This window comes from Halanaerobium saccharolyticum, assembly GCF_003259895.1.
Taxonomy (GTDB): domain Bacteria; phylum Bacillota; class Halanaerobiia; order Halanaerobiales; family Halanaerobiaceae; genus Halanaerobium; species Halanaerobium saccharolyticum_A.
In genome coordinates this window covers 1-21,881 of sequence record NZ_QLME01000033.1, presented here as the reverse complement: position 1 = coordinate 21,881, position 21,881 = coordinate 1, and the positions used below count along the sequence as shown (strand labels likewise).

22 protein-coding genes are annotated in these 21,881 nt (G+C 34.0%); 19 read left to right on the top strand and 3 right to left on the bottom strand.

Translation table 11 applies throughout. The features are described from left to right. Positions 1-5 precede the first annotated feature (5 nt). Both zwf and C7958_RS14420 read right to left on the bottom strand, forming a co-directional pair. The gene (zwf, locus tag C7958_RS14425) at positions 6-1,538 is read right to left on the bottom strand and encodes a glucose-6-phosphate dehydrogenase (RefSeq protein WP_243834366.1); all 1,533 of its coding nucleotides are present in this window, start codon (positions 1,536-1,538) and stop codon (positions 6-8) included. A 62-nt stretch (positions 1,539-1,600) separates the two neighbouring features. After that, positions 1,601-2,236, bottom strand: coding sequence for a lactate utilization protein (locus tag C7958_RS14420; RefSeq protein ID WP_111573371.1), 636 nt, complete (start codon positions 2,234-2,236; stop codon positions 1,601-1,603). Between the two features lie 172 nt (positions 2,237-2,408). Here C7958_RS14420 and C7958_RS14415 point away from each other — a divergent pair, with 172 nt between their 5' ends. The 8 genes from C7958_RS14415 to C7958_RS14380 all read left to right on the top strand — a co-directional run bounded on the left by C7958_RS14415 (position 2,409) and on the right by C7958_RS14380 (position 12,493). Next, positions 2,409-2,612: a hypothetical protein gene (locus C7958_RS14415; protein ID WP_111573370.1), complete on the top strand. Its 204-nt coding sequence runs from the start codon at positions 2,409-2,411 to the stop codon at positions 2,610-2,612. Between the two features lie 113 nt (positions 2,613-2,725). Further along, positions 2,726-3,751, top strand: coding sequence for a substrate-binding domain-containing protein (locus C7958_RS14410; protein WP_111573369.1), 1,026 nt, complete (start codon positions 2,726-2,728; stop codon positions 3,749-3,751). 12 nt (positions 3,752-3,763) lie between these two features. After that, positions 3,764-5,518 (top strand): sensor histidine kinase, encoded by a 1,755-nt coding sequence (locus C7958_RS14405; RefSeq protein WP_111573368.1) that lies wholly within the window; start codon positions 3,764-3,766, stop codon positions 5,516-5,518. A gap of 2 nt (positions 5,519-5,520) precedes the next feature. Beyond that, positions 5,521-6,669: a response regulator transcription factor gene (locus C7958_RS14400; protein ID WP_111573367.1), complete on the top strand. Its 1,149-nt coding sequence runs from the start codon at positions 5,521-5,523 to the stop codon at positions 6,667-6,669. 498 nt (positions 6,670-7,167) lie between these two features. Continuing rightward, positions 7,168-8,268 (top strand): sugar ABC transporter substrate-binding protein, encoded by a 1,101-nt coding sequence (locus C7958_RS14395; protein WP_111573366.1) that lies wholly within the window; start codon positions 7,168-7,170, stop codon positions 8,266-8,268. 88 nt (positions 8,269-8,356) lie between these two features. Next, positions 8,357-9,889, top strand: coding sequence for a sugar ABC transporter ATP-binding protein (locus C7958_RS14390; protein ID WP_111573365.1), 1,533 nt, complete (start codon positions 8,357-8,359; stop codon positions 9,887-9,889). Between the two features lie 2 nt (positions 9,890-9,891). Further along, positions 9,892-11,004, top strand: coding sequence for a sugar ABC transporter permease (locus C7958_RS14385; RefSeq protein WP_111573364.1), 1,113 nt, complete (start codon positions 9,892-9,894; stop codon positions 11,002-11,004). A 139-nt stretch (positions 11,005-11,143) separates the two neighbouring features. Next, positions 11,144-12,493, top strand: a complete 1,350-nt coding sequence (locus C7958_RS14380) for a tetratricopeptide repeat protein (RefSeq protein WP_111573363.1) — start codon at positions 11,144-11,146, stop codon at positions 12,491-12,493. A gap of 60 nt (positions 12,494-12,553) precedes the next feature. Here the strand turns inward: C7958_RS14380 and C7958_RS14375 are convergent, their stop codons facing one another. Then, on the bottom strand, positions 12,554-13,324 hold the full coding sequence (locus tag C7958_RS14375) for a glutaminyl-peptide cyclotransferase (protein ID WP_111573362.1): 771 nt from the start codon (positions 13,322-13,324) through the stop codon (positions 12,554-12,556). Between the two features lie 199 nt (positions 13,325-13,523). Between C7958_RS14375 and C7958_RS14370 the strand changes: the two genes are divergently transcribed. From C7958_RS14370 to C7958_RS14320, 11 genes are all read left to right on the top strand, one after another. Next, entirely contained in the window at positions 13,524-13,793 is a 270-nt protein-coding gene (locus C7958_RS14370; RefSeq protein WP_111573361.1) for a DUF6470 family protein, read from the top strand. A 39-nt stretch (positions 13,794-13,832) separates the two neighbouring features. Next, positions 13,833-14,276, top strand: a complete 444-nt coding sequence (gene fliW, locus C7958_RS14365) for a flagellar assembly protein FliW (protein ID WP_111573360.1) — start codon at positions 13,833-13,835, stop codon at positions 14,274-14,276. Next, positions 14,276-14,503: a carbon storage regulator CsrA gene (gene csrA / locus C7958_RS14360; protein WP_111573359.1), complete on the top strand. Its 228-nt coding sequence runs from the start codon at positions 14,276-14,278 to the stop codon at positions 14,501-14,503. Before fliW ends, csrA begins: the two co-directional genes overlap by 1 nt. A gap of 54 nt (positions 14,504-14,557) precedes the next feature. Then, positions 14,558-14,965: a flagellar export chaperone FliS gene (fliS, locus tag C7958_RS14355; RefSeq protein WP_111573358.1), complete on the top strand. Its 408-nt coding sequence runs from the start codon at positions 14,558-14,560 to the stop codon at positions 14,963-14,965. 14 nt (positions 14,966-14,979) lie between these two features. Next, positions 14,980-15,369 (top strand): flagellar export chaperone FlgN, encoded by a 390-nt coding sequence (locus C7958_RS14350; protein ID WP_111573357.1) that lies wholly within the window; start codon positions 14,980-14,982, stop codon positions 15,367-15,369. A 36-nt stretch (positions 15,370-15,405) separates the two neighbouring features. Further along, positions 15,406-17,394: a chemotaxis protein CheA gene (locus tag C7958_RS14345; RefSeq protein ID WP_111573356.1), complete on the top strand. Its 1,989-nt coding sequence runs from the start codon at positions 15,406-15,408 to the stop codon at positions 17,392-17,394. A gap of 30 nt (positions 17,395-17,424) precedes the next feature. Next, entirely contained in the window at positions 17,425-19,416 is a 1,992-nt protein-coding gene (locus C7958_RS14340) for a methyl-accepting chemotaxis protein (RefSeq protein ID WP_111573355.1), read from the top strand. Positions 19,417-19,429: 13 nt separating this feature from the next. Further along, positions 19,430-19,924, top strand: coding sequence for a chemotaxis protein CheW (locus tag C7958_RS14335; protein WP_111573354.1), 495 nt, complete (start codon positions 19,430-19,432; stop codon positions 19,922-19,924). 113 nt (positions 19,925-20,037) lie between these two features. Continuing rightward, positions 20,038-20,532 (top strand): chemotaxis protein CheW, encoded by a 495-nt coding sequence (locus C7958_RS14330; protein WP_166668561.1) that lies wholly within the window; start codon positions 20,038-20,040, stop codon positions 20,530-20,532. Positions 20,533-20,556: 24 nt separating this feature from the next. Continuing rightward, positions 20,557-21,159 (top strand): chemotaxis protein CheC, encoded by a 603-nt coding sequence (locus tag C7958_RS14325; protein WP_111573352.1) that lies wholly within the window; start codon positions 20,557-20,559, stop codon positions 21,157-21,159. Beyond that, positions 21,152-21,646, top strand: coding sequence for a chemotaxis protein CheD (locus C7958_RS14320; protein WP_111573351.1), 495 nt, complete (start codon positions 21,152-21,154; stop codon positions 21,644-21,646). The genes C7958_RS14325 and C7958_RS14320 overlap by 8 nt, the downstream gene beginning before the upstream one ends. The last annotated feature ends 235 nt before the right edge of the window (positions 21,647-21,881 follow it).

Genomic DNA, 21,881 nt, shown 5'->3' with positions numbered 1-21,881 from the left:
TCTAATTATTCTTTATCCTGCCAGCTGCGTCCATCGGCTTCCAGCAGTTTATCAGCTGCTCCGGGACCTTCACTCTGAGCAGGATACATATGAAGCGCAATATCTTCTTCTGCACATTTATCCTGAATTTTATCTATAAACTTCCAGGAATAGGATACTTCCTTCCAGCTGGTAAAGAGTGTCTTATCACCGTTAATCATATCATAAATAAGCCCTTCATAATTTTCGGGTGAGTTGAAATACTGCTGACAGCTCTGACAGAATTCCATTTCAACTGGTATAATCTGATTGTTACTTGCCGGTTTACGGGTATTAAATCGCAGAGAAACTCCTTCTTCCGGCTGGATATTAATTAATAACAGATTAGTGTCCAGCTTCTGGTTATCCAGATAGGCAGAATGAAAATCATCCTTAAATTCAATTGCAATTGCAGCTTCTTTCTTACTTAATCTTTTACCTGATTTTAGATAGATTGGTACATCACGCCAGCGTTCATTATTTAAAAATAATTTAAGTGCCATAAAAGTTGCAGTTTCCGAATCAGGATCAATCTCTTTTTCTTCACGATAGGCTTTTAGTTTTTCTCCGTCTACAGTATTGGAATCATACTGTCCCCGGACAATGTGTTCATCAATATCACTCAGGTCATTATCAGCTAATTCTTTAAAAACTTCTACTTTTTTATCAGAAATTTCTTCAGCACTCAAATTCTCTGGTTCTTCCATGGCAATTAAGGATAAAACCTGGAGTATGTGATTTTGAAACATATCTTTAATTACTCCGGTGTCGTCATAATACTTACCGCGGTCTTTTACTCCTTCGGATTCATTTAAGTAGATCTGGATATTATCAATATGCTCTTTATTCCAGAGAGCTCTAAAGATAGGGTTGCTTAATCTGATAACCATTATATTCTGAATCATTTCTTTACCCAGATAATGGTCTATCCTGAAGATATTTTTTTCTGAAAAAATATTGCTGAGAGTATTGTTTAATTTCTGGGCTGAATCAAAATCATGACCGAATGGTTTTTCAATTACCAGTCTGGAATCATGATTTTTAAAACCGACATTTAATAAATTGAACTCCTCCAGTTTTTCAGCAATCTCAGCAAAAAATTTAGGAGCAGTTGCCAGATAAAAAATCCGGTTACTGATTGCTTCAGTTTCAGACTTTTGAGCCAGCCTTTCTCTGAGTCTTTCAAAGTCGTTTTCATCTTTAAAAGACAGCTGAAAATATTCGATGTGTTCTGCCAGGGACTGCCAGATTTTTTTATCAACTTTTTCCTTTTTATTTTGAAGTGTATTATAAAAAGCATCTAAATATTCCTGCTCACTATCATAGCGGCGGCCGGTAGCAAAAATCGTATATTGTTCCGGCAGGATATTTTTGGCTGCTAAATTATAAAAAGCAGGTATAATTTTATTATGAGCCAGATCACCGGTTCCCCCAAATAGTATAAATTGAAAATTTTCTTCAATATTTTTATCAACGGGACTGTTGTAAAGTTTATCTAATGTTTTATTCAATTGAAACACCTCCCATAACTACTATAAAGTTAACACAATTACCCTGAGATTACTGTAAATAGATTAACATTCTAAAATCCCAGTTTTTCTCCAACTAAAATAACTTTAATTCTCCCTTTTGCCCGGGAACGGCGGGTAATAACAGTCTGACAGCAGATAGTATCATCAACCTGACAGCTGTGGCAGTAGCCTGTTTTTACACAGGGAGTTTTCTGGTCCAGACGAATAGCATTGGCCGGTGCTGCCTGGTTGCGCACTCTTTTAATAGCGCTTTCTTCGTCAACAGTAACTTTATTCATTCCGGCTACAATGATCACATTTTTTGGTCCATAAATCAGGGCAGCCAGTCGGTTACCATTACCGTCTACATTAACTAACTTTCCTGTCTGAGTAATAGCATTGGAGCTCATTAGATAATAATCAGCACTTAAAGCCTGATGATAGATTTCTTCTTTTTCAGCTGAGTTTTTGGCTGTGTCTCTATCCAGAAGTCGGTAGTCAGCTGCTTTTAATTGATCAAAGATCCCAATCTGCTGGAGAGTCTTTGATCCACCCCAGGAAACTGTAGCCTTATCTTGAATAAGTTCCAGAACTTTTTCCGCTGCCGCCTTTGAATTTTCGACAAAGCAAGCATCAATATTTCTTTTAGCAAAGTTTTTGATTAAATTTTCAGCCTTGATTTTGAAATACTCTTTTTCTGCATTCATTAAAATTCTCCTTTCAAATTTAGTCTCTCATTAATATTAATTGTACAAAAGGACTATAATTACCTGCTTTATTTAATTAATTACTCAAAATAGTGGAAAAATGTCCTGAAGTCTGCTATTATTAGAATATATATTAAAGTTAATTAAGTAAATTATCAGAGGGGTTGATATAATGAGTAGTGTAAATGCTGCAATGCAGAATCAGATTGCAAGTGTTCAGCAGGCTTTGAGTATTTCAAGTATGAGACAGGCGATGGGACAGACCGCCGGTCAGGTTTCTAAACTCGTTGAGGGGATGGAAGAGACCTCCCAGGCAGTACAGCAGGTTCGTTCCGCTGGCCCAGGTAGAGGTCAAAATGTCAATTTAATGGCATAACTTTTAATATTTAAATTTAAAGATTAAGGGCCTTTGATCGGGTCCTTTTTTTATGCATTGTTTGTAATTTTAAAAATTTTTAGATAGAAGTTTAACGAATGAGGTGATAAAATTTGTTTGCTTTCAAAAATAAATTTGTATTTTTTTTAATATTAGTTCTGATTTTTACAATTAACTTTTTAACTATTCCTGCTGCTGCAGAAGATAATCAGCAGCAGAGTAAAAGTGACGAGGAAATAACTATAGCTTATGTACCTCGATCACTGGATAACCCAATTTTTCTTGATGCTTTTGAACACGCCCAGAAAAAAGCTATTGATCTGGGAATCAATATTGAGTGGGTGGCTCCGCTTGTTTATAACGCGGAAGATCAGATAGAAATCATTGAGAGTTTAATTGCCAGAAATGTAGATGGAATGGTAGTTAGTGTTAATAATACTCAGGAATATATTGAAGTTATCAATAAAGCGGTAGAAAAAGGAATCGCTGTTGCAACTTTTGACGCTGATGCACCTGACAGTAAAAGACTTTTTCATATAGGTATTAACAATTATGAGGCAGGTAGTGTTACAGCTCAAGGTTTACTTGATGTTTTAGCAGCTAAAGATATTGATTATAATTCAAAAAATCAGCAGCTGGATACCATGATTATGACGGGTGTCAAAGGAGCATTGAATTTAGACAGCAGAATTGATGGTTTTTTAGATAGAGTCGAAAATACAAATATTAGAGTCCAGGATATTATAGAAAATCAGGATAGTGTAAATCTTTCCGTAGAATTACTGGAGCAGTATTTACAGGAAAATCCTGATATCGACATCATATTTTTTGTAGGTGGCTGGCCTTTTTATGTACCAGCAGAAGCCTTACCAAATTTTCAGCAGTGGGCTCAAAATGGTGGAGTGGCAGTTGGAATAGATATTTTTTATGATGCCCTATTGTTACAGGAAAGAGGATTACTGCAGTATCTTGTGGGACAGGATCTGGCAACCATGGGTTCTAAAGGTCTTTCAACTTTATATAATTATATAAAGTATGGGGCAGAGCCCAGAGAATATATTGAAACCGGGGTGGAAGTTGCCGATGATGAAAATTTACAGCAGCTTCTGCAGACTCATCGACCCTGGAGAGTTAAATAAGGTGGTAAGTTAATGTTTAATAATTTTTTCAAAAAAATATTTAACAGGATAGAGATCCATACAATCAGGACTAAATTAATTATTTCTTTTCTGGTGATTGGCCTGCTGCCCATTTTACTATTTGGTCTGCTTTCTTTTAATATTTATCGAGGGGCAATCAATGATCGGATCAGTGATTACTCTCAGGAAATGGTAAACAGGATGGAAAGGGATCTGGATGATTATATCAGCGAGATTGAGACATTTTTAAGCCGGGAACAGGATTTTTATATTAATCAGTTTATTAAGTTAACCCAGGCAAATGATTTTCGCAATAACAGGAAATATGCTTTTAGAATCTGGGAGGATTTTAATAATCTAAAACAGATGAAACCAGGGCTTGAAGATATCGCTATTACTTTTCAGGATGGCCGCAGAATCAGCAGCTATGGAACTTTTAATATTGATTTAGAAGATTTTAAAGACAGGATGTATTCTAATTTAAGTGGAGATATATTTTTTACTTCCCCCTACCGAAGTTATTTTCAGCAGGAAGTAATAACCATTGTAAGTTCCTATTATCCGGAAATAGCAGAAGAAAATGTTTTAATTTCTGCAGATATTGATCTGGATGTACTGGCAAACCTGACGGATTTCAACCTGGGAGAAAAGAGCTACTTTTTAATTGCTGATCAAAATGGGGATATTATTTATCACCCAGATAAGGAGCAAATAGGAGAAAGAAGTCTGTTATATAATGATGGTTTTCCCGATCGAAAAATCAATTTGAATGGTGAACAGTATTTACTGACGTCCACTTTTTCTAAAGCAACCGGCTGGTATATCATCAGTATGGCTTCTGCTGATGAGGTTGAAGCAGAGTTAAATTATATTACTGAACTTACAGTTTATATTACAGGTATAATTCTTTTATTAATTATTTTACTTGCCCTTTATTTATCTTCATCTTTATCTAAACCAATTCAGAAACTGCAGGAATTAACTCACCGTGCTTCTGAAAATGATCTATCAGTTAAAATTGATATCAGTGGTGATGATGAGATTGCAGAATTAGGTCAGAGTTTCAATAAAATGATCAGGCGAATAAATAAATTGATGGAACAGAATGTCAGGGAACAGAAGCTTTTAAGACAGCTGGAGATGCAGAGCCTTGATAATCAGATTAAACCTCATTTTATTTATAATACCCTTGATTTAATTATTGGACTTTTAGAAAATAAAGATTTTGACCGGGCGACCCATATGGTTGAGGCTTTAGGTAAGTTTTTTCGCCTCAGTTTAAGCCATGGTAAAGAAATGGTCTTAATTAGAAATGAAATTAAACATGTCAAAAATTATCTTTTTATTCAGCAGTTCCGACATGGAGAAGAATATGAATATATTATTGATATAGAAGATTTTGAGATAATGGATAAACATATTCCAAAATTAATACTGCAGCCGATTGTTGAAAACGCAATCTATCATGGATTGCTGCCGACTGACAAAAAAGGATTGATTATTGTTAAAGGTTACCGGGAAGATAAGGATATTTACTTTAAAATTGCAGATAATGGAATTGGAATTCCAGCGGCAAAAGTTGAAGAAATCAATAAAATTTTAAGTGGTGAGCTGGAAACTGATGATCAGCAGAAATATTTTGGCCTGCGTAATGTAGATCAGCGATTAAAGCTGATGTATGGTGGTAGTTCCGGCCTAACCGTTGAAAGTATCGAAGGAGAAAAAACTCTTGTTACGATCAGGATTGATCAGAGAGGGGGAAGGTAAATTTGAGTTTTAATTTGCTGCTTGTTGATGATGAAAAACCAATTCGAGAAAAATTGATTAATAATACAGATTGGGAAAACGAAGGATATCAGATATTTGCTGCTTCAAATGGAGAGCAGGCTTTAAAAATAATAAAAGAAAAAGGAATTGATATTCTGGTGACTGATATCCAGATGCCCAAGTTAAGCGGAATGAATTTAATAGAAAAAGCCAGAAAAAGCGGTGATCATTTAAAAGTCATTGTAATTTCTGGTTTTGCAGAATTCGAATATGCTCAGAAATCAATTCGTTTTGGGGTCAATGATTATTTGTTAAAACCATTTCGTTCAGCCAATTTACTGCAGGTGGTCAATAAAGCCAGAGACGAACTGATTAATGAGAAAAACAAAGAACAGCGGCTTGCTGTTTTAAGAGGTGAAATTTCCAATTATATTAATGAAAATAAACTTAATACAATTTATAATTGGTTAATTGATGATCAGTTTTTTCAGCATCAGTCTCTGATAATGGCTAGAATTGACTTAAATGCAGTTTTGAAAAGAGGCAGTAAAGAAGACATTTTAAAAACAGTGAACAAAATTATTGTAGAATTAGAAAGCGTAGATTTAAATAAAGAAAAGTTATATGTGGTTTTAAATAATTTGATTTTAGAAAGTTTTAAAATTATCAAGGATTTAGAGTATGAGGCTGAAGACTTAATGAAAATTATTGATAAAGAAAGAATTGAAAAGATCAATCATGACGATTTAAAAGAAATAGAAATTTTACTCAAGGAGTTTTTGCTTAGATTACATGATTTAATTTCTTTTAATCCGGGTGATAAAAATGCAAAAATTATCAATGAAATGAAAGAATATATAGCTGCGAATTATCAGGATGGGATTAGTTTAAGTGAGATGGCCCGCAAATTTAATTTAAGTACAGGTCATCTAAGTAATCTTTTCCATGAAGAAACCGGTGAAAGCTTCAGTGAATACCTGAATATGATCAGATTAAACAAAGCTAAAGAACTTCTGAAAACAACAGATGATAAAATCTATCAGATTGCAGATCAGCTTGGTTTTAATGATGCCTATTACTTCAGTTCCTGGTTTAAAAAACTAGTCGGGGCCTCTCCCACGACTTATAGAGATAATATTAATCTTTTATAGTTATTGTTGCTCTCATCCTACTGCCAAAATATAATTAAATAGATAATCAAAATCCTCAGCTAAAATTTTATAGCTGGGTTTTTTTTATGATAATTAGTCGAGCAGCACGCAGTTAAATATTTTTCCTCAATTTTTGTTGAGCTCTTGTCATATTATTTTATTAATGAATTTTTATGAATAGTATTTTACAAAAGCAACTTGTTTTTGAACGACTCTAGAAAAATCTGTAGTCAGGATGATGAAAGATTTTTTCTCTGACAATGGTTGGAGCAGGACGCGGAGCGAATGACAAAGTAAAAGACAAGTTTCTTTTGTAAAACATGTTGATTTAACAAAAATTCATTAGTACCAAAAATATTCAAGGGTTTAAAAAAATATTCTATGGTTAATCCTCGAACTATTGTATACAATTTAGATAAATCAAACAACTCTTTGAGGATTATAAGTGATTATAAGTTAATAACGGTTCACATTGAGAAAACTATTAGGGGGTTAATCATGAAAAAATTAAGTATTTTGTTGGTAGTAATTTTACTCGTTTCCTCAATCTCAATGGCGGCTTTTGCACAGGATGATGGCGGTTGGTTAAGTAATCTTCTCGGTGACAATAACGAAAGAGAAGACGACGGCCAGATCAAGGTTGGTTTTCTGCTAAAGACAATGCAGGAAGAAAGATATAAAACTGATCGGGATGCTTTTATTGAAAAAGCAGAAGAATTAGGTGCCGATGAGGTTATCTTTGATGCAGCTAATAATGATGAGAATGAACAACTTTCTAAATTTGAAAATATGCTAACACAGGGTGCTGATGTAATTGTATTACAGCCAGTTAACACAGGTACTGCAAGCAACATGGTTAGAATGGCACATGATTCTGGTGTTGCTGTAGTAAATTATGATTCATTAATTATGAATAGTAATGTAGATTTATTCTTAACTCAGGATAGCTGGGCAGTTGGAGAGTTACAGGGAGAAGCTATGGTTGAATGGTTTAAAGAAAACCGTGGTGAAGTTAAAGGTAATGTAGTTCTTTTAAGAGGACAGCCTGGTGACTCAAATGCCAATGCATTTTCTCAGGGAGTTTTAGATACAGTTGCAGAATATGAAGGTTTAGAATTAGTTGTAGATCAGAGCCATGAAGGTTGGTCTCCTGACTTAGCTATGGAAACTACAGAGAATGCATTAACTAGATATGATAATGAAATTGATGCTGTTGTAGCTAATAATAGTGGTATGGCTTCTGGTGCTGTAAGAGCTTTAGAAGCACAGGGTATGGCAGACACAAATAAGGTATTTGTTGCCGGTTCTGATGCTGATTTAATTAATATGAGATATATTGCTCAGGGTAAGCAGTCAATTGATATCTTTAAGAAAGTTAAGCCCTTAGCATATGAGGCTGCAAAAGCAGCAGTAGCTCTTGCTAAAAACCCAGATAGACCAATTGATGAAATTGTAGATATTACACGTCATGTAGATAATGGCCAGGTTGAAGTTCCTACTGTAGTAACTGAAATTGTAGTTGTTAATCAGGATAATATTATGGATACTGTTGTTGCTGACGGATATCATGAAGCAACAGATATTTTCGAAGAAGAGTAAATATAAGCTTATAAGAAATGAAATTACAGACAATCCCATCCATTTGGATGGGATTGCTCTATCAATAATCATTCTGGAGGTAAAATAGATGGCTGAAGAAATTCTGGAAATGAAGAATATAATTAAAGATTTCCCTGGTGTTAGAGCCCTTGATCATGTTAATTTTGCTCTGGAAAAAGGAGAAATTTTAGCACTAGTTGGAGAAAATGGTGCCGGAAAATCAACATTAATGAAGGTTTTAAGTGGTGTCTGGCCCTATCCAACTTATGAGGGAGATATCTATCTCGATGATCAGCTTGTTCGTTTTGATAATACAAGGGAAGCCGAAGAAGCAGGAATTGGAATTATTCATCAGGAATTAAATTTGTTACCTGACCTATCTGTTGCTGAAAACATATTTTTAGATCGCCAGCCTTTGAATAAATTTGGTGGAATCAAGTGGGAAGAATTATATCACAATGCAGAGAAAGTTTTAGCACGTTTAAATATGAATATTGATCCAAGAATTGAACTTGGAGATTTAACTGTTGGGAAACAGCAGATGGTTGAGATTGCAAAAGCTCTTTCCTTAGATACCAGAATTTTAGTTTTTGATGAGCCAACTTCTGCATTAACTGAGTCCGAAATAAATGAACTATTTATAGTAATCAACGAACTAAGAGCCAGTGGAGTTTCAATAATTTATATTTCACATAAGATGGAAGAAATTGAAGAAATAGCAGATTCAGTTGTTGTATTAAGAGATGGAGCAACAATTGGAGATAAAATTCAGATTGATCAGGTTACTTTAGATGAAATTATTACCCGGATGGTTGGAAGAGATATTAATGATCTATTTCCGAAAAAAGAATTTCAAAAAGGAGAAAAAACTCTGGAAGTGAAAAATATTTCTATACCTGATCCCTTTAACCCTGATAAAAAACTGGTTGATGATGTATCATTTGCAGCCTACAAAGGAGAAATTCTTGGGATCTCAGGATTGATGGGAGCAGGGAGAACAGAGTTGGTTAATGCAATTTTTGGAGTTTATGGTAAAAAACGTGAGGGAGATATTTATCTAAAGGAGCAAAAAATAAATATTAAATCTCCAGCAGACGCTATAGATAATGGAATAGCTTTAGTTACTGAGGACAGAAAAGAATTAGGACTTCTGCTTGATAAAGATATAGTAATGAATATGACTTTGCCTTCAATTAAGAAATTTAGTTCTAAATTTGCCATGGATAATCATGCAGAGCGAACTGTGGCTGAAAAGTATATAGATGAATTGAATATAAAGACTCCTTCCCCGGATGTTTTTGTAGAAAAATTAAGTGGAGGTAATCAGCAGAAGGTTGTTATTGGTAAATGGCTGATCACCGATTCTGATATATTGATTTTAGATGAGCCAACTCGAGGAATCGACGTTGGGGCAAAAACAGAAGTTTATAGACTGATGAATCAGCTCGTAGAAGCTGGGGTAACAGTAATTATGATTTCTTCTGAACTGCCAGAAATCATGGGAATGAGTGATCGAATTATTGTAATGTCAGAAGGGAAGAAGACTGCTGAACTAGAACGCTCTGAAGCAGATCAGGAAACAATAATGAAATATGCAACCGGTAATAAAGGAGTTGAATAAATTTGAAGAAGTTTATCAAAAATAATGGTACATTTATAGCATTAATTGTTTTAGTAATTATTTTAAGTTTTGCCTCACCTTCATTTTTAAGTTCAAGAAATCTGACTAATCTGGTGCGGCAGGTAACTATTAATGGAATAATTGCTGTTGGTATGACAATGGTAATCCTGCTGGCTGGTATTGATCTTTCAGTTGGTTCAGTGGTAGGTTTATCTGCAGTAGCAGTAACTTTATTAATGCAGGCTGGACTGGGAATTTGGCTGGCAATATTAATTACCTTAGTTGGGGTTGGTGGAGTAATTGGATTTTTTAATGGTTTTATGAGTGCCAAATTTGATATTCATCCCTTTATTATTACTTTAGGAATAATGACAATTGCCAGAGGTTTAAGTTTAGTTTTAACCCAGGGAGTTTCAGTCCCTGTAACAAATATGACTTTTGCTGTGATTGGTAGTGGTTACATACCCAAATTGCCTTCTCTTATAATTTTGGTTATTGCTCTGATACTTGGTATTTTTGCTATGTTTAAAACAAGTATTGAGGTGCGAAAGGGAGAAAAAGTTAGAAATAAAGCCAAACTAACAGTAGGTATAATTTTAATTGTGATTGGATTTATTGCTGGTTTTTATTCTTTTATTGGTTATCAGGGAATTCCAATACCAGTAGCTATTTTTGCGGTAGTTGTAATGGCAGGAGCTTATACCCTGCGTAAAACTCGTTTTGGCCGTAAATTATATGCAATCGGTGGGAATGAAGAGGTTGCCTGGTTATCAGGTATTAATATCTTAAGGTCAAAGACAATGGTCTTTGTCATAACTGGTGTTTTAAGTGCTGCCTCAGGTATTTTACTTGCCTCCCGTTTAAATGGTGCTTCTCCTAACTTAGGTGATGGTTTTGAATTAGATGCCATTGCTTCAGTAATTATAGGTGGAACAAGCTTTATGGGTGGTGTTGGTACTGTAACTGGAACGGTAATTGGTGCTATTATTATTGGGGTTATTAATAACGGTATGAGTTTATTAGGGATCAATTCGTTTTATCAGATGATTGTTAAAGGGTTTATTATAATCTTGGCTGTAATGATTGATGTTTTAAATAGAAAAGAAACTGCATAATTTTAGATTTTAAAATGATAAATATAGGAGAGATAGCTGGATGAGAAGTTTCTAGCTGTCTCTTTTTTCTTTTCAGATTGCTTTTTATGTGATAAAATAATAAAAAATAGCAGATATTAGATCTGGAGAGGTTGTTAAGATGAAAAAAAATAATGCTCATTACAAAGATGCTATGAATTCTATAAAAGATAATAATGTTTCTGATGCAATTGATGAATTAAAATTATGTTTAAAATTTAACTCCAAAAGTGTGTCTGCACTTAATTTGCTTGGACTGGCTTATTACCTAAAATGTAGATTTGATAAGGCTGAAAAGACCTGGCGCAAAAGCCTTACTCTGCAGAGAGATAATAATAAAGCTAGAGATTATCTGGAGTTAATTACCAAACAGGATTTTAAGGAAATTAGAAAAGAATATAAGCATATTTTGTTTAATGACGAAGCAAATCGGACTGAAAAAATAAGATTTTTAAAAAGATTGATCGAAGAATATGACGAGTTAATTGAGCCTTATGTTATTTTGGGGCTTTTATACAAAAAAGATGAGAATTATGAAGAAGCTCTGGAATATTTTTATCAGGCCTATGATTTAGATAGCGGCAATCAGAATATAAAAAATTATATTATGCAGTGTGAAAAAGAAGATAAAAATAGTAATGCGTTTAATTTTAAATCTCAGACAAATAAAAAGAGTGCTTTAATTGCGGGGATAATTGCAGTGTTTTTATTTGCTGCTTTTTTGAATGTAAGTGGACTCAGTCCCTTTGAATGGATTGAGAATAATATCCGGGGTTTTGAGTTTGCTCAGACTGAATCTGAAGAAAGCAGCAGCGAACAGAACGCTTCTTCAAATACAAATAATGAGGCAGCAGCAGTTAAGAGTGAGAATCCTGAAACGGAGGCTGAAAATACAAATAATTTTTCAGGAACGAGTTCAGATAATAATGCTGATCAAAACAGTAAACAACAAAACAGCGGCCAAAACTTTTTGAATCAAACTAATTTACTTCAATATCAAAATAATCAATTTCTCTTATCTTTAGAAAGTATCCAGGAATTAAAGCAGAGAGAAGAAGAAAAGCAGGAGTTAGCGGAAGCCAATACTTTTTTAGAGGAAGGTACAGAGCAGCAGTTATTTAATCTGGGAATGGATTATTTTTCTCAACAGGACTATCAGGATGCAGCAGATATATTTAAGAGCATTTACAATTTAACAGAAACTGATTATTTGAGAAGGGAAAGTCTATTTTTACTGGCCCGAAGTTATGAACAAATGGATAATTATCAATCAGCTGATCATTTTTATCGTATCTATTTAAATGAATATAATGATACAAATTATTATGATGAAGCCCTTTATAACCTCGGTTTAATGCTGAATGAAGCAGGAGAAGTGGAAAAAAGCAGAGAGATTTTAGAGAGGCTGAGAAGAGAAGATCCTTACAGTGAATATAATAACTCTCAGGTTTATGAAATTTTAAATCAATAATAATTTATTAAACTTCCCTTATAGCAGGACTTTGATTTCTGATATAAGGGAGTTTTAAGTTTATTCGATTATTTTAATCCTGTAAATTTTAGGCCATAATTTTCCGGTAACTAAAAAATTATCATTTGCCGGATCATAGGCAATTCCGTTTAAGACATCTATCTCACCATCATAGTCTGTTTTTAAAATTCCGCTCAAGTCAAGATAAGCGGTGACATTTCCGTTTTGAGCATTAATTTTAGCAATATAGTCGGTCTGCCAGATATTCGCATAAATAAAGCCGTTATGGTATTCCAGTTCGTTAATATTTTTTATTTTCTGATCACCATTTTTAACTTCAATTTTTTTAAGCAGTTCAAATGTTTCTGGATCTCTAAAAGAAATGATTTCGCTGCCATTGCTCATAATTAATTGCTCACCGTTATTGGCCAATCCCCATCCTTCTCTCTGGTAACTAAAAGTTTTAATTAAATTGAAATTGAGATCATAAACAAAAGTGGTTTTTTCTTTCCAGCTGAGTTGATAAATTTTACTATTTAAAATAGTTATTCCTTCTCCAAAATATTCTTTAGCCAGATTTATTTGTTTTAGAACCTGACCACTTTCAATCTCAACTTTTCTCAATGAAGATCTACCATAGAGACCTGTCCCTTCATACAGGTGATTGTTGTGGATTTCCAATCCCTGCGTAAAAGCACGGGGATCATGATGATAACTTTCTAATATTTGATAGTCCAGCTTTTTTATTTCTTCTGCCTGCAGATCTGGGAAACTAAATAGAGTTAAAACTAAAATTAAAATGATTATTATATAATTTATTTTATTTTTCATCATTATTCACCTCAATAATTTTAAATCCATATATCTTTTATTCGTTATTAATTAGTTAAAACCTTTTTTAGTTAATGATAATAGGGAGTAAATGGAAGCAAAAGACTCTTAAGAGCTTTTTAAGTTGCTTAAAAGCCTCTAATTAGATTTAATTAATCACCACAATCTACGATAATAATTTATGAGAGGAAGTGAGTATATGCTGCAGAACTTAGATTTAAATATTGATAGTTATCCCTCCCGGAGAGCCATGGGATTTTATAAGCTATCAGATAGTGCGAAAAACTTTGCCCAGAAAGGGCTTGAAACTGCTCAGGAAGCAGCTTCTTTTTATGCTTCTACAGGAGATAAGTTGAGTGATTTTAAAAATTATAAAATCTCTGATCTGGGGGCAGAAATAATGTATAGTGAACAGAGAGAATTAGTTGTAGCATATAAACCGGGGCCTAATATAGATTTTAAAGCTTAACAGTAAAGCAGTAATAAATATTAATTTGGAGGGATTTAGATGGAAATAATGACCCGAGATTTTGGTAAAATAGAAATTGATAAATCAGATATCATTTCTTTTAATTCAGGACTGCCTGGGTTTGAAAATCTGGAAGAATTTATTTTGCTGCCGCTGGCAGAGGAATCACCATTTATAATAATGCAGTCGGTTGAAGACCCGGATATAGCTTTTGTAACGGTAGAGCCGGGTAATTTAATTCAGAATTATGAATTTGAAATTAGTGACAAGACAGAAAAAAAGCTAAAAATAGAGAGCGTCTCAAATTTACTGATTTTAAACATCATTACTTTAAAAAATGATTTTAATAATAGCACCGCTAATCTTTCGGCACCAATAGTAATAAATTTAGAAGAAAAACTTGGTCAACAGGTAATACTTGATGATCAGCGTTATCAGGTGCGCTACAAAATTTTTGCAGCTGCAGAAGAGGTGGCAGAATAATGCTGGTATTAAGTAGAAAATTAAATGAGAAAATAATAATTGATGACCAGATAGAGGTAACTGTGGTGGGGATTGAAAATGGAAAGGTCCAGCTGGGAATTGAGGCTCCAAAAGAGATAGAAATTATGCGCAAAGAACTTTTAGAAGATGTTAAAGAAGAAAATCAAAAAGCAGTAAAGAACAAAAAATTGCTGGATCAATTAAATAATATTAAATTTAATCTTTAGTTTTATTGCTATTTTGAGTAAAAAATTATAAAATATGTACAGGAGGCTATTAATATGCAGGGAAGAAGTGCCGATCAATACAAGCAGATGCAGATCAAAACAGCAAGTCCAGGTAAGCTTTTATTGATGCTTTATCAGGGTGCAGTGAAATTTATGAAATTAGCAAAAAACAATATAAAAGAAGGAAAAATTGAAGAAAGCCATAAGAATATAATTAAGGCTCAAAATATTATTTTAGAGCTGCAGGGTACATTAGACAAAGAACAGGGTGGAGAAATTGCTGTTCAGCTGGAGAGCCTTTATGATTTTATTTATAGAGAACTTATTCAGGCTAATTTAAATAAAAATACCAGACATCTTGATAATGTTATACCTCTGGTAGAAGAATTGTTTGTTACTTATAAGGAAATTATAATCACTCAAAATTCTGGTGAACAGAAAAAAGTAAATATTGGTGTTTAAGTGGAGGTTTATTTATGAAAGACCTGTATCAATTATATCAGAATTTAAAATCCCTTACTAAAGCAGAAGCAGATCTGATTGAAGAGGGGGACTTTAATAATTTAAAAGAGAAGTTAGAGGAGAAAAACAGTCTTATTGCTGAGATTGATAAGATTGAGCCAAAAAATTATTTTACCCGGCTTGCTTTTTCTTTATCTAAAGAGGAGCTGCAGAAAAAAAGAGAGGCTTTATATCAACTGATGCAGGAAATTAGTGAACTGCAGTCTCAAAATATGCAGGCCCTGGAGAAGAAGAAGATTGAAAACAAAGAAAAGATGATTTCTTTGTACAGCAGGGAAAAAAGTATTAAGGGATATCTTAATTCCGATAAATACGAAGCTAAATTTTTTGATGAAAAAAGCTAGTAATTTTAGTAATAATTAAACTTAGGGGGGAAGTTAATGCAGGACAATGGTTATTTAGATATGTTTTTTGACGAAGCAAAGGAATATGTTGAGACCCTTAACAATGGAATCTTAACCCTCGAAAATAATCCAGGGGATAAGGAAACAATTGATGCAGTTTTTAGAGCAGCTCATTCGCTTAAAGGAATGGCTGCCACAATGGGGTTTCAAAATTTAACAGAACTAACTCATAAAATGGAAAATATGTTAGATAGAGTTAGAGATGGTAAACTTGAGGTCACAACCGAGTTTATTGATCTTTTATTACAGGGACTGGACAATATCCAGTTTTTGGTCGAAAAGATTAAAGAAAATGAAGGGGAAGAACCTGAAGGCATTAATTTAGAAGGATTTATCCAGGAACTAGCTAATTATGGACAGCAGGCTGCTGCAGTTTCTGAGTCAGACGCTCAAAATAGTTCTGAGAAAACAGCTGAGGAGTTCAGCCTTAATCTGACTCAGGTGGAAAAGAAAGAGTTAGCAAAGATCAAAAAGGATAAAGAAAGGATATATCATCTCCAGGTTGTTTTAGATGAACAGGATTTTCAGAGTGTAAGAGCTTTTATGGTTCTTAAAAAGATTGAAGAAGTTGCCAAGCTGTTTAAATCAATACCTGCTAAAGATAAAATTGAAGAGTCAGAGGAGCCGGTTTCCGAACTAGACATTTATGCTTTGAGCTGGCTGCCTGCGGGTGAATTTAAAGAAGAGCTGGCAGAAATTTCTGGAGCTGAGATTACAAACTTCACTGAAATCGAATCTCTGGAGATGGAAGAAGAAAACAAAGGGGATGACAGCAAAAGTCTTCATGCTGAACATAAGGTTAATTCTTTCCAGAGTAGTTCAACAGTTAGGGTTGATATTTCCAAGCTGGACACATTAATGAATATGGTGGGAGAATTATTGATTAATAAAACTCGCCTGCAGTCTCTGGATATTCAAAAATCTAAATTCAATGAGATTATTCCACAGCTGGATAGAGTGACCATGGAATTACATCATATTGTAATGCAGATTAGAATGGTGCCTGTTGGGGTCATGTTCAGTAGATTTCCGAGAATGATTAGAGATCTTTCTAATAAAATGAATAAAGAAATTGATTTTGTCATGGAAGGTCAGGAAACTGAACTGGATCGATCAATTATTGATGAATTATCTGATCCGTTAACTCATTTGCTGAGAAATGCCATTGATCATGGAATTGAAAAGCCGGAAGAAAGAAAGGCTAAAGGCAAAGATGAAGAAGGACGGATAGAACTTAAAGCTTATCAGAAGGGTAGTGAAATCATCATTGAAGTTTCCGATGATGGTGCTGGTATTGATTCTGATATTATCGGTCGTAAAGCTGTAGAAAAAGGGATAGTTGGGGAAGAAGAGCTGGATCAATTAGAAAGAAGAGAAATACTTGACTTTGTCTTTCATCCTGGCTTTAGTACAGCTGCTGAGGTTACAGATGTATCCGGACGTGGAGTTGGAATGGATATAGTTCGGAATGTAGTCAAAAAACTTGATGGTCAAATCAGTATTGATTCTGAACTTGGTAAAGGGAGTACTTTTACGATTTCTTTACCACTGACTCTTGCAATTACTCAGGCTTTAATGATTACAGTTGATGGTGATACATTTGCAATTCCGTTAAACGCTGTCAGTGAGACTCTGACAATTAGTCCGGAAAACATCAAAAAAGTTAGAGGTAAGGATGTAATTGTTTTAAGAGAAAATACTATACCTTTAGTTTCTGCATCTGAAATATTTGGTAATAAGAATCTTGATTCATTCAAAAAATCTGATTCTGATTTATCAGTTGTGATTTTAAAGAGTGGAGACCGTTATATAGGTTTAATAGTAGAAGAACTGCTAAATCAGCAGGAAATTGTTATCAAATCTCTCGGTAATTATCTGCAGGATACTGAATATATCAGTGGTGCTACAATTATCGGTGATGGAGATGTTGCATTAATTATTGATGTAAGAGACATTGTTGCTTAAATATAAAACTTAAATAGGGGAGATTAAAAGATGGATCTCAGCATTGACAAAATAAACTGGCAGAGTATCAGAACCAAATTAGTTCTTATTATTAGTATTTTAGTTTTAGCTTTGATTTTACTTTCTTCAGTCTTTACATATTTTCAGTCAAGCAGTATTCTGGAAGAGAGTATTTATCAGGCGGCTTTAGATAAAGTTCGTAATAATGCAAGACAGCTGGATATGGTTGTCGATCAGAGTATCAGTTCAGTTAGAAACCTTGACCACAGCTGGTTTGACAGCCGGACAACTTTAGACACAGAATTAGCAAGACAGCTCTACTTTAATATGGGTAATAATGAACATTTTGCCACCATAGTAGAAGAACATCCTTATCTGTCTTCACTTTTTTTAATTGATTTAAATGGGCAGATGAGTACAACACTTTCCAGTGAAGAAATTGATGTATCTGAGAGTGATGTTTTTCAGCGAGCATTAGAAAGTGAAGAAATTTTTATTAGTGATCCCACCCAGACACCTGGAGCAGAAGAAAAATCAGTATTAATAATTGAACCTTATTTTATAGAAGGTAATTTAAATATGATTTTTGGTGGTTCGATACCGCTGTCTGTATTTAATCAGATGAGTGCTTCGATGAATATCAATGGTGAAGGTTCTGGATTTATTATTAATGAAAATAATTATGTAATTGCTCATGAAAATCCGGAGTTTCAGGGTAATCAATCACTTTTGACAGATGGTGGTGAAGAAATAAATTCTCTCTTTAATAAAATGCAGTCCGGAGTAAGTGAAATAGATTTTTATAACTTTTTGGGAGCAGAAAGAGGAGTAGCTTTTGCACCTTTAGAATCTGCTGACTGGTCACTTGCGATTCAGGCTCAAAATGCAAATGTTATGGCACCAATTACTACTATGAGGTATCTTAGTATTTTGATTGGACTAATTGCTGTGATAATTGGAATGGTAGTTGCTTATTATATTGCCGGTTATATTGCCAAACCTATTTTAAAACTGCGAGACTCAGCAAATGTTATTGCTGAAGGTGACTTGACAGAAAAGGTAGATATTGATAATAATGATGAAATTGGGGAACTTGCTGATGCTTTCAATAAAATGGTAGATAATATTAAAAAGCTGGTTGTAAATATTAATGATTCTGCAGTCAGAACAGATAAAACTGGTGAAGAACTAAAACATACAGCAGCTGAGACATCTACTTCCATTGATAATGTTGCTGCTTCGGTAGAAGAGTTTTCAGCCTCAATTGAAGAGGTTGCAGCATCTGCAGAAGAGTTTGCATCTTCCAGTACAGAAATTAACGAAAATGTCCAGGGAATCACTAATTATACAGATCAGGTTAATGATCTGGCAGAAAGTGGTCTGGAAGAAATGCAGAAAACTGAAAGAGAAATGGAAGAAGTAATGGAAGTTTCTGAAAAGTCAATTGACAAGATTAATAATTTAAATGAATCTGCCGGTAAAATTAACGGGATTGTGAACATGATTTCTTCTATTGCAGAACAGACAAACCTGCTGGCTTTGAATGCGGCTATTGAGGCTGCCAGAGCTGGAGAAGCTGGACGAGGCTTTGCAGTAGTAGCTGATGAAATCAGAGAATTAGCAGAAGAAACTAAAGGTTCCACTGACGATATTAAGAGTCTGGTAGATAATTTGCAGGATGAAATCGAGGCTACAGTTGGAGTTATTAATAATACAAATGATCAAATTAAAACTGGAGCAAGTTCTGTTTCTGAAACAGGTAAAACCTTTAATAATATTACAGATAAAATCAAGGATGTTGTTGCACAGGTTAGAGAAACTGCTGCCTCAGTCAACGAACTTTCTAAAGGTAGTCAGGATATATCCAGAGTGACCGAAGAACAGGCGGTCAACAGTGATCAAATTTCCGAGTCAGTGCAGAAACAATCTGAATCAATGGAAAATCTCAATCAGGCAGTAGATAGTCTGACTGAAATGACAGTTGAATTAAAAGAATTAGTAGGAGAATTCAAAATTTCATAAATGGGGTGTGATTATGGAGACAGCTCAAGAGCGCTTGGATTTAGATAAAGCTAAAAATCAAAATAATAAGAAAAGCGGTCAGGCTCAATATGTAGTTTTTAACATTGGAGAAGAAGAATATGGGATAGAGATAGAATATACCAGAGAGATTATTAAATCTGCTCAAATTACTAATGTGCCAAATACTGAGGAACATGTTGTTGGTGTTATTAATTTAAGAGGGATTATTGTTCCCGTAGTTGATCTGCACAGCCGCTTCGAAATTGATCAGGATAGTGGAGATTTTGAAGAAGATGAGCAGAGAACTATTACAGTTGAAGTAAATGAAATGCTTTTAGGAATTCAGGTAGATCATATTGAAGGAATTGTCTGGCTGGAAGAGGATAGTATCACACCAGCACCAGATGTGGAGAGTAATTTACGACAGGATTATTTACGTGGTGTTTGTGCCCGGGATGAAGACCATCTTTTAATTCTACTTGATTTAGAAAAAACACTTTTCACTTAATAAATTATTAATAACTTTCCCCATGCTAAAGTTATTATTTCTTAATAATTTTAAATGGGGAAAACTATTTTTATAAGATTAATCGAATAAAATTTAAGCTGGAGGTGGTTATTTTGCAGATTAAAGAGATCAGCCAGGATAAAAAACAGTATGTTATTTTTTATTTAGCAGATAAGAAATTTGGAGTTAATATCAATCAGACAAAGGAAATTTTGTCTAATACTGAGATGACTTTTGTTCCGGATAGCCCTGAGTTTATAAGTGGAATAATAAACCTGCGGGGATCTGTAGTTCCGGTAGTTAATTTAAAGATGCGCCTCAATATTACGGGGAACAAAAAAGACAAAGAAGAAAAAATAATTATTGTAGAACTTGATGGTTTGACAGCAGGGATGATGGTAGATGATGTTAAAGAAATTGAACCTTTAACCAGAGAAAATATTATTAATTTACCTGATCTAGCCCGAAAAGTTGACAGTGATTATATAGAAGGGGTAGGCAGGGCTGATAAAAGTGATGAACTGCTTCTGCTTCTTAATCTTAAAAATGTTTTAAGTAATCGAGAAATTGAAGAATTAAAAAATGTTGATGCTGGAATTGATAGTTAAACAATAATATCGGGAGGTATGTTTATGGATTTAGATCAGAGTAAAAGAGATATTCTAAAAGAAGTAGCTAATATTGGGGCAGGTAATGCAGCTACAGCTTTTTCCGGTATGATTGGCCAGGAAATTAATATGACAGTTCCCAAGGTGGAACTGATTGATATTCAGGATCTGCCGGCAATTACTGGTGATGAAGAAGAATATATTGCCTGTATTATGATTAATTTTTCGGGAGAGATATCAGGTAAGATATTACTGGTTGTGGATATGGAAAATGTAGAAAGAATGTTAAAGCTTATTTTTTCCACTGATGAATTACCCGAAAAATCAATGCAGCATTCTGCCCTTAATGAGCTGGGGAATATTTTAAGTGGAGCTTATTTAAAAGCAATCAATGATTTTACAGATCTAGATTTAGAGCAGAGTGTTCCTGCTATGGCTTATGATATGGCTGGTGCAGTTTTGAGTTCTTCTGTTATTGATTACAGCCAGACAGAAGATTTTATTTTGCTTTTAGAAACAGAGTTTATTGCCGGTGCAGAAAAATTAGAGTTATTTTATTTCTTTATCCCGGAAAAAGACTCCCTTGATTTCCTATTTGAAAGGTTGGTAGGTGGTAATTTTGCCTAGTCCGGATCAGGTAGCAGAGAAATTAGTGGTTAAAATGGCAGACCATGCAGTTGGTGATGAAAATACAGTTTTAGCGACACTGGGACTTGGATCCTGTATTGGAATTGCTCTTTATGATCAATTTTCTAAAGTTGGTGGTCTGGTTCATATTATGCTGCCGAAAAATCCAGGTGGCAAAAAAATTGTAAAATATGCTGATACAGGGATCCCTTTTTTGATAGAAGAATTAGAAGTTATTGGTGCCAAAAAGAGAAGGCTGTCTGCCAAAATTGTTGGAGGAGCTGGAATGTTTAAATCTGAAAGTGGAGACTCTGTGATGAAGATTGGTGAAAGAAATATTGAAGCAGTTAAAGAAATTTTAAAAAATATCGGTATAAAAATAATTGGTAGTGATGTTGGTAAAGATTATGGTCGCTCAATGTATTTTTATATTGATGATGGTCGGGTTGAGATTAAATCTTTCAGCCGGGACTTGATAATAATTTAAAAATATTATATAGTAATAAAAGGAATTAGATAAAAATAAAAGTAAAAAGTTGTATTATTTTAGAAAATAGGTTTTTTGCTATTGTAAATAAGCGAATTTCATAAAAATAAGCCTTGATATAACAAAGAATTTAATGATATAAAAAGGGCTTCACCCCAATCTTGTCGAATTTAATAGTAGCACCCAAAAAACTCGAAAGAAGGTGAAGCCCTATTAATAATATTCGACAAGAGTG

What these genes read in the sequence shown, in the direction of transcription:
- C7958_RS14345 (WP_111573356.1), top strand. Translation starts at nt 15,406, where the DNA reads ATGCAGGACAATGGTTATTTAGATATGTTTTTTGACGAAGCAAAGGAA.
- fliW (WP_111573360.1), top strand. Translation starts at nt 13,833, where the DNA reads ATGGAAATAATGACCCGAGATTTTGGTAAAATAGAAATTGATAAATCA.
- C7958_RS14340 (WP_111573355.1), top strand. Translation starts at nt 17,425, where the DNA reads ATGGATCTCAGCATTGACAAAATAAACTGGCAGAGTATCAGAACCAAA.
- C7958_RS14420 (WP_111573371.1), bottom strand. Translation starts at nt 2,236, where the DNA reads ATGAATGCAGAAAAAGAGTATTTCAAAATCAAGGCTGAAAATTTAATC.
- fliS (WP_111573358.1), top strand. Translation starts at nt 14,558, where the DNA reads ATGCAGGGAAGAAGTGCCGATCAATACAAGCAGATGCAGATCAAAACA.
- C7958_RS14405 (WP_111573368.1), top strand. Translation starts at nt 3,764, where the DNA reads ATGTTTAATAATTTTTTCAAAAAAATATTTAACAGGATAGAGATCCAT.
- C7958_RS14395 (WP_111573366.1), top strand. Translation starts at nt 7,168, where the DNA reads ATGAAAAAATTAAGTATTTTGTTGGTAGTAATTTTACTCGTTTCCTCA.
- C7958_RS14375 (WP_111573362.1), bottom strand. Translation starts at nt 13,324, where the DNA reads ATGAAAAATAAAATAAATTATATAATAATCATTTTAATTTTAGTTTTA.
- C7958_RS14390 (WP_111573365.1), top strand. Translation starts at nt 8,357, where the DNA reads ATGGCTGAAGAAATTCTGGAAATGAAGAATATAATTAAAGATTTCCCT.
- C7958_RS14380 (WP_111573363.1), top strand. Translation starts at nt 11,144, where the DNA reads ATGAAAAAAAATAATGCTCATTACAAAGATGCTATGAATTCTATAAAA.
- C7958_RS14370 (WP_111573361.1), top strand. Translation starts at nt 13,524, where the DNA reads ATGCTGCAGAACTTAGATTTAAATATTGATAGTTATCCCTCCCGGAGA.
- csrA (WP_111573359.1), top strand. Translation starts at nt 14,276, where the DNA reads ATGCTGGTATTAAGTAGAAAATTAAATGAGAAAATAATAATTGATGAC.
- C7958_RS14335 (WP_111573354.1), top strand. Translation starts at nt 19,430, where the DNA reads ATGGAGACAGCTCAAGAGCGCTTGGATTTAGATAAAGCTAAAAATCAA.
- C7958_RS14325 (WP_111573352.1), top strand. Translation starts at nt 20,557, where the DNA reads ATGGATTTAGATCAGAGTAAAAGAGATATTCTAAAAGAAGTAGCTAAT.
- C7958_RS14415 (WP_111573370.1), top strand. Translation starts at nt 2,409, where the DNA reads ATGAGTAGTGTAAATGCTGCAATGCAGAATCAGATTGCAAGTGTTCAG.
- C7958_RS14350 (WP_111573357.1), top strand. Translation starts at nt 14,980, where the DNA reads ATGAAAGACCTGTATCAATTATATCAGAATTTAAAATCCCTTACTAAA.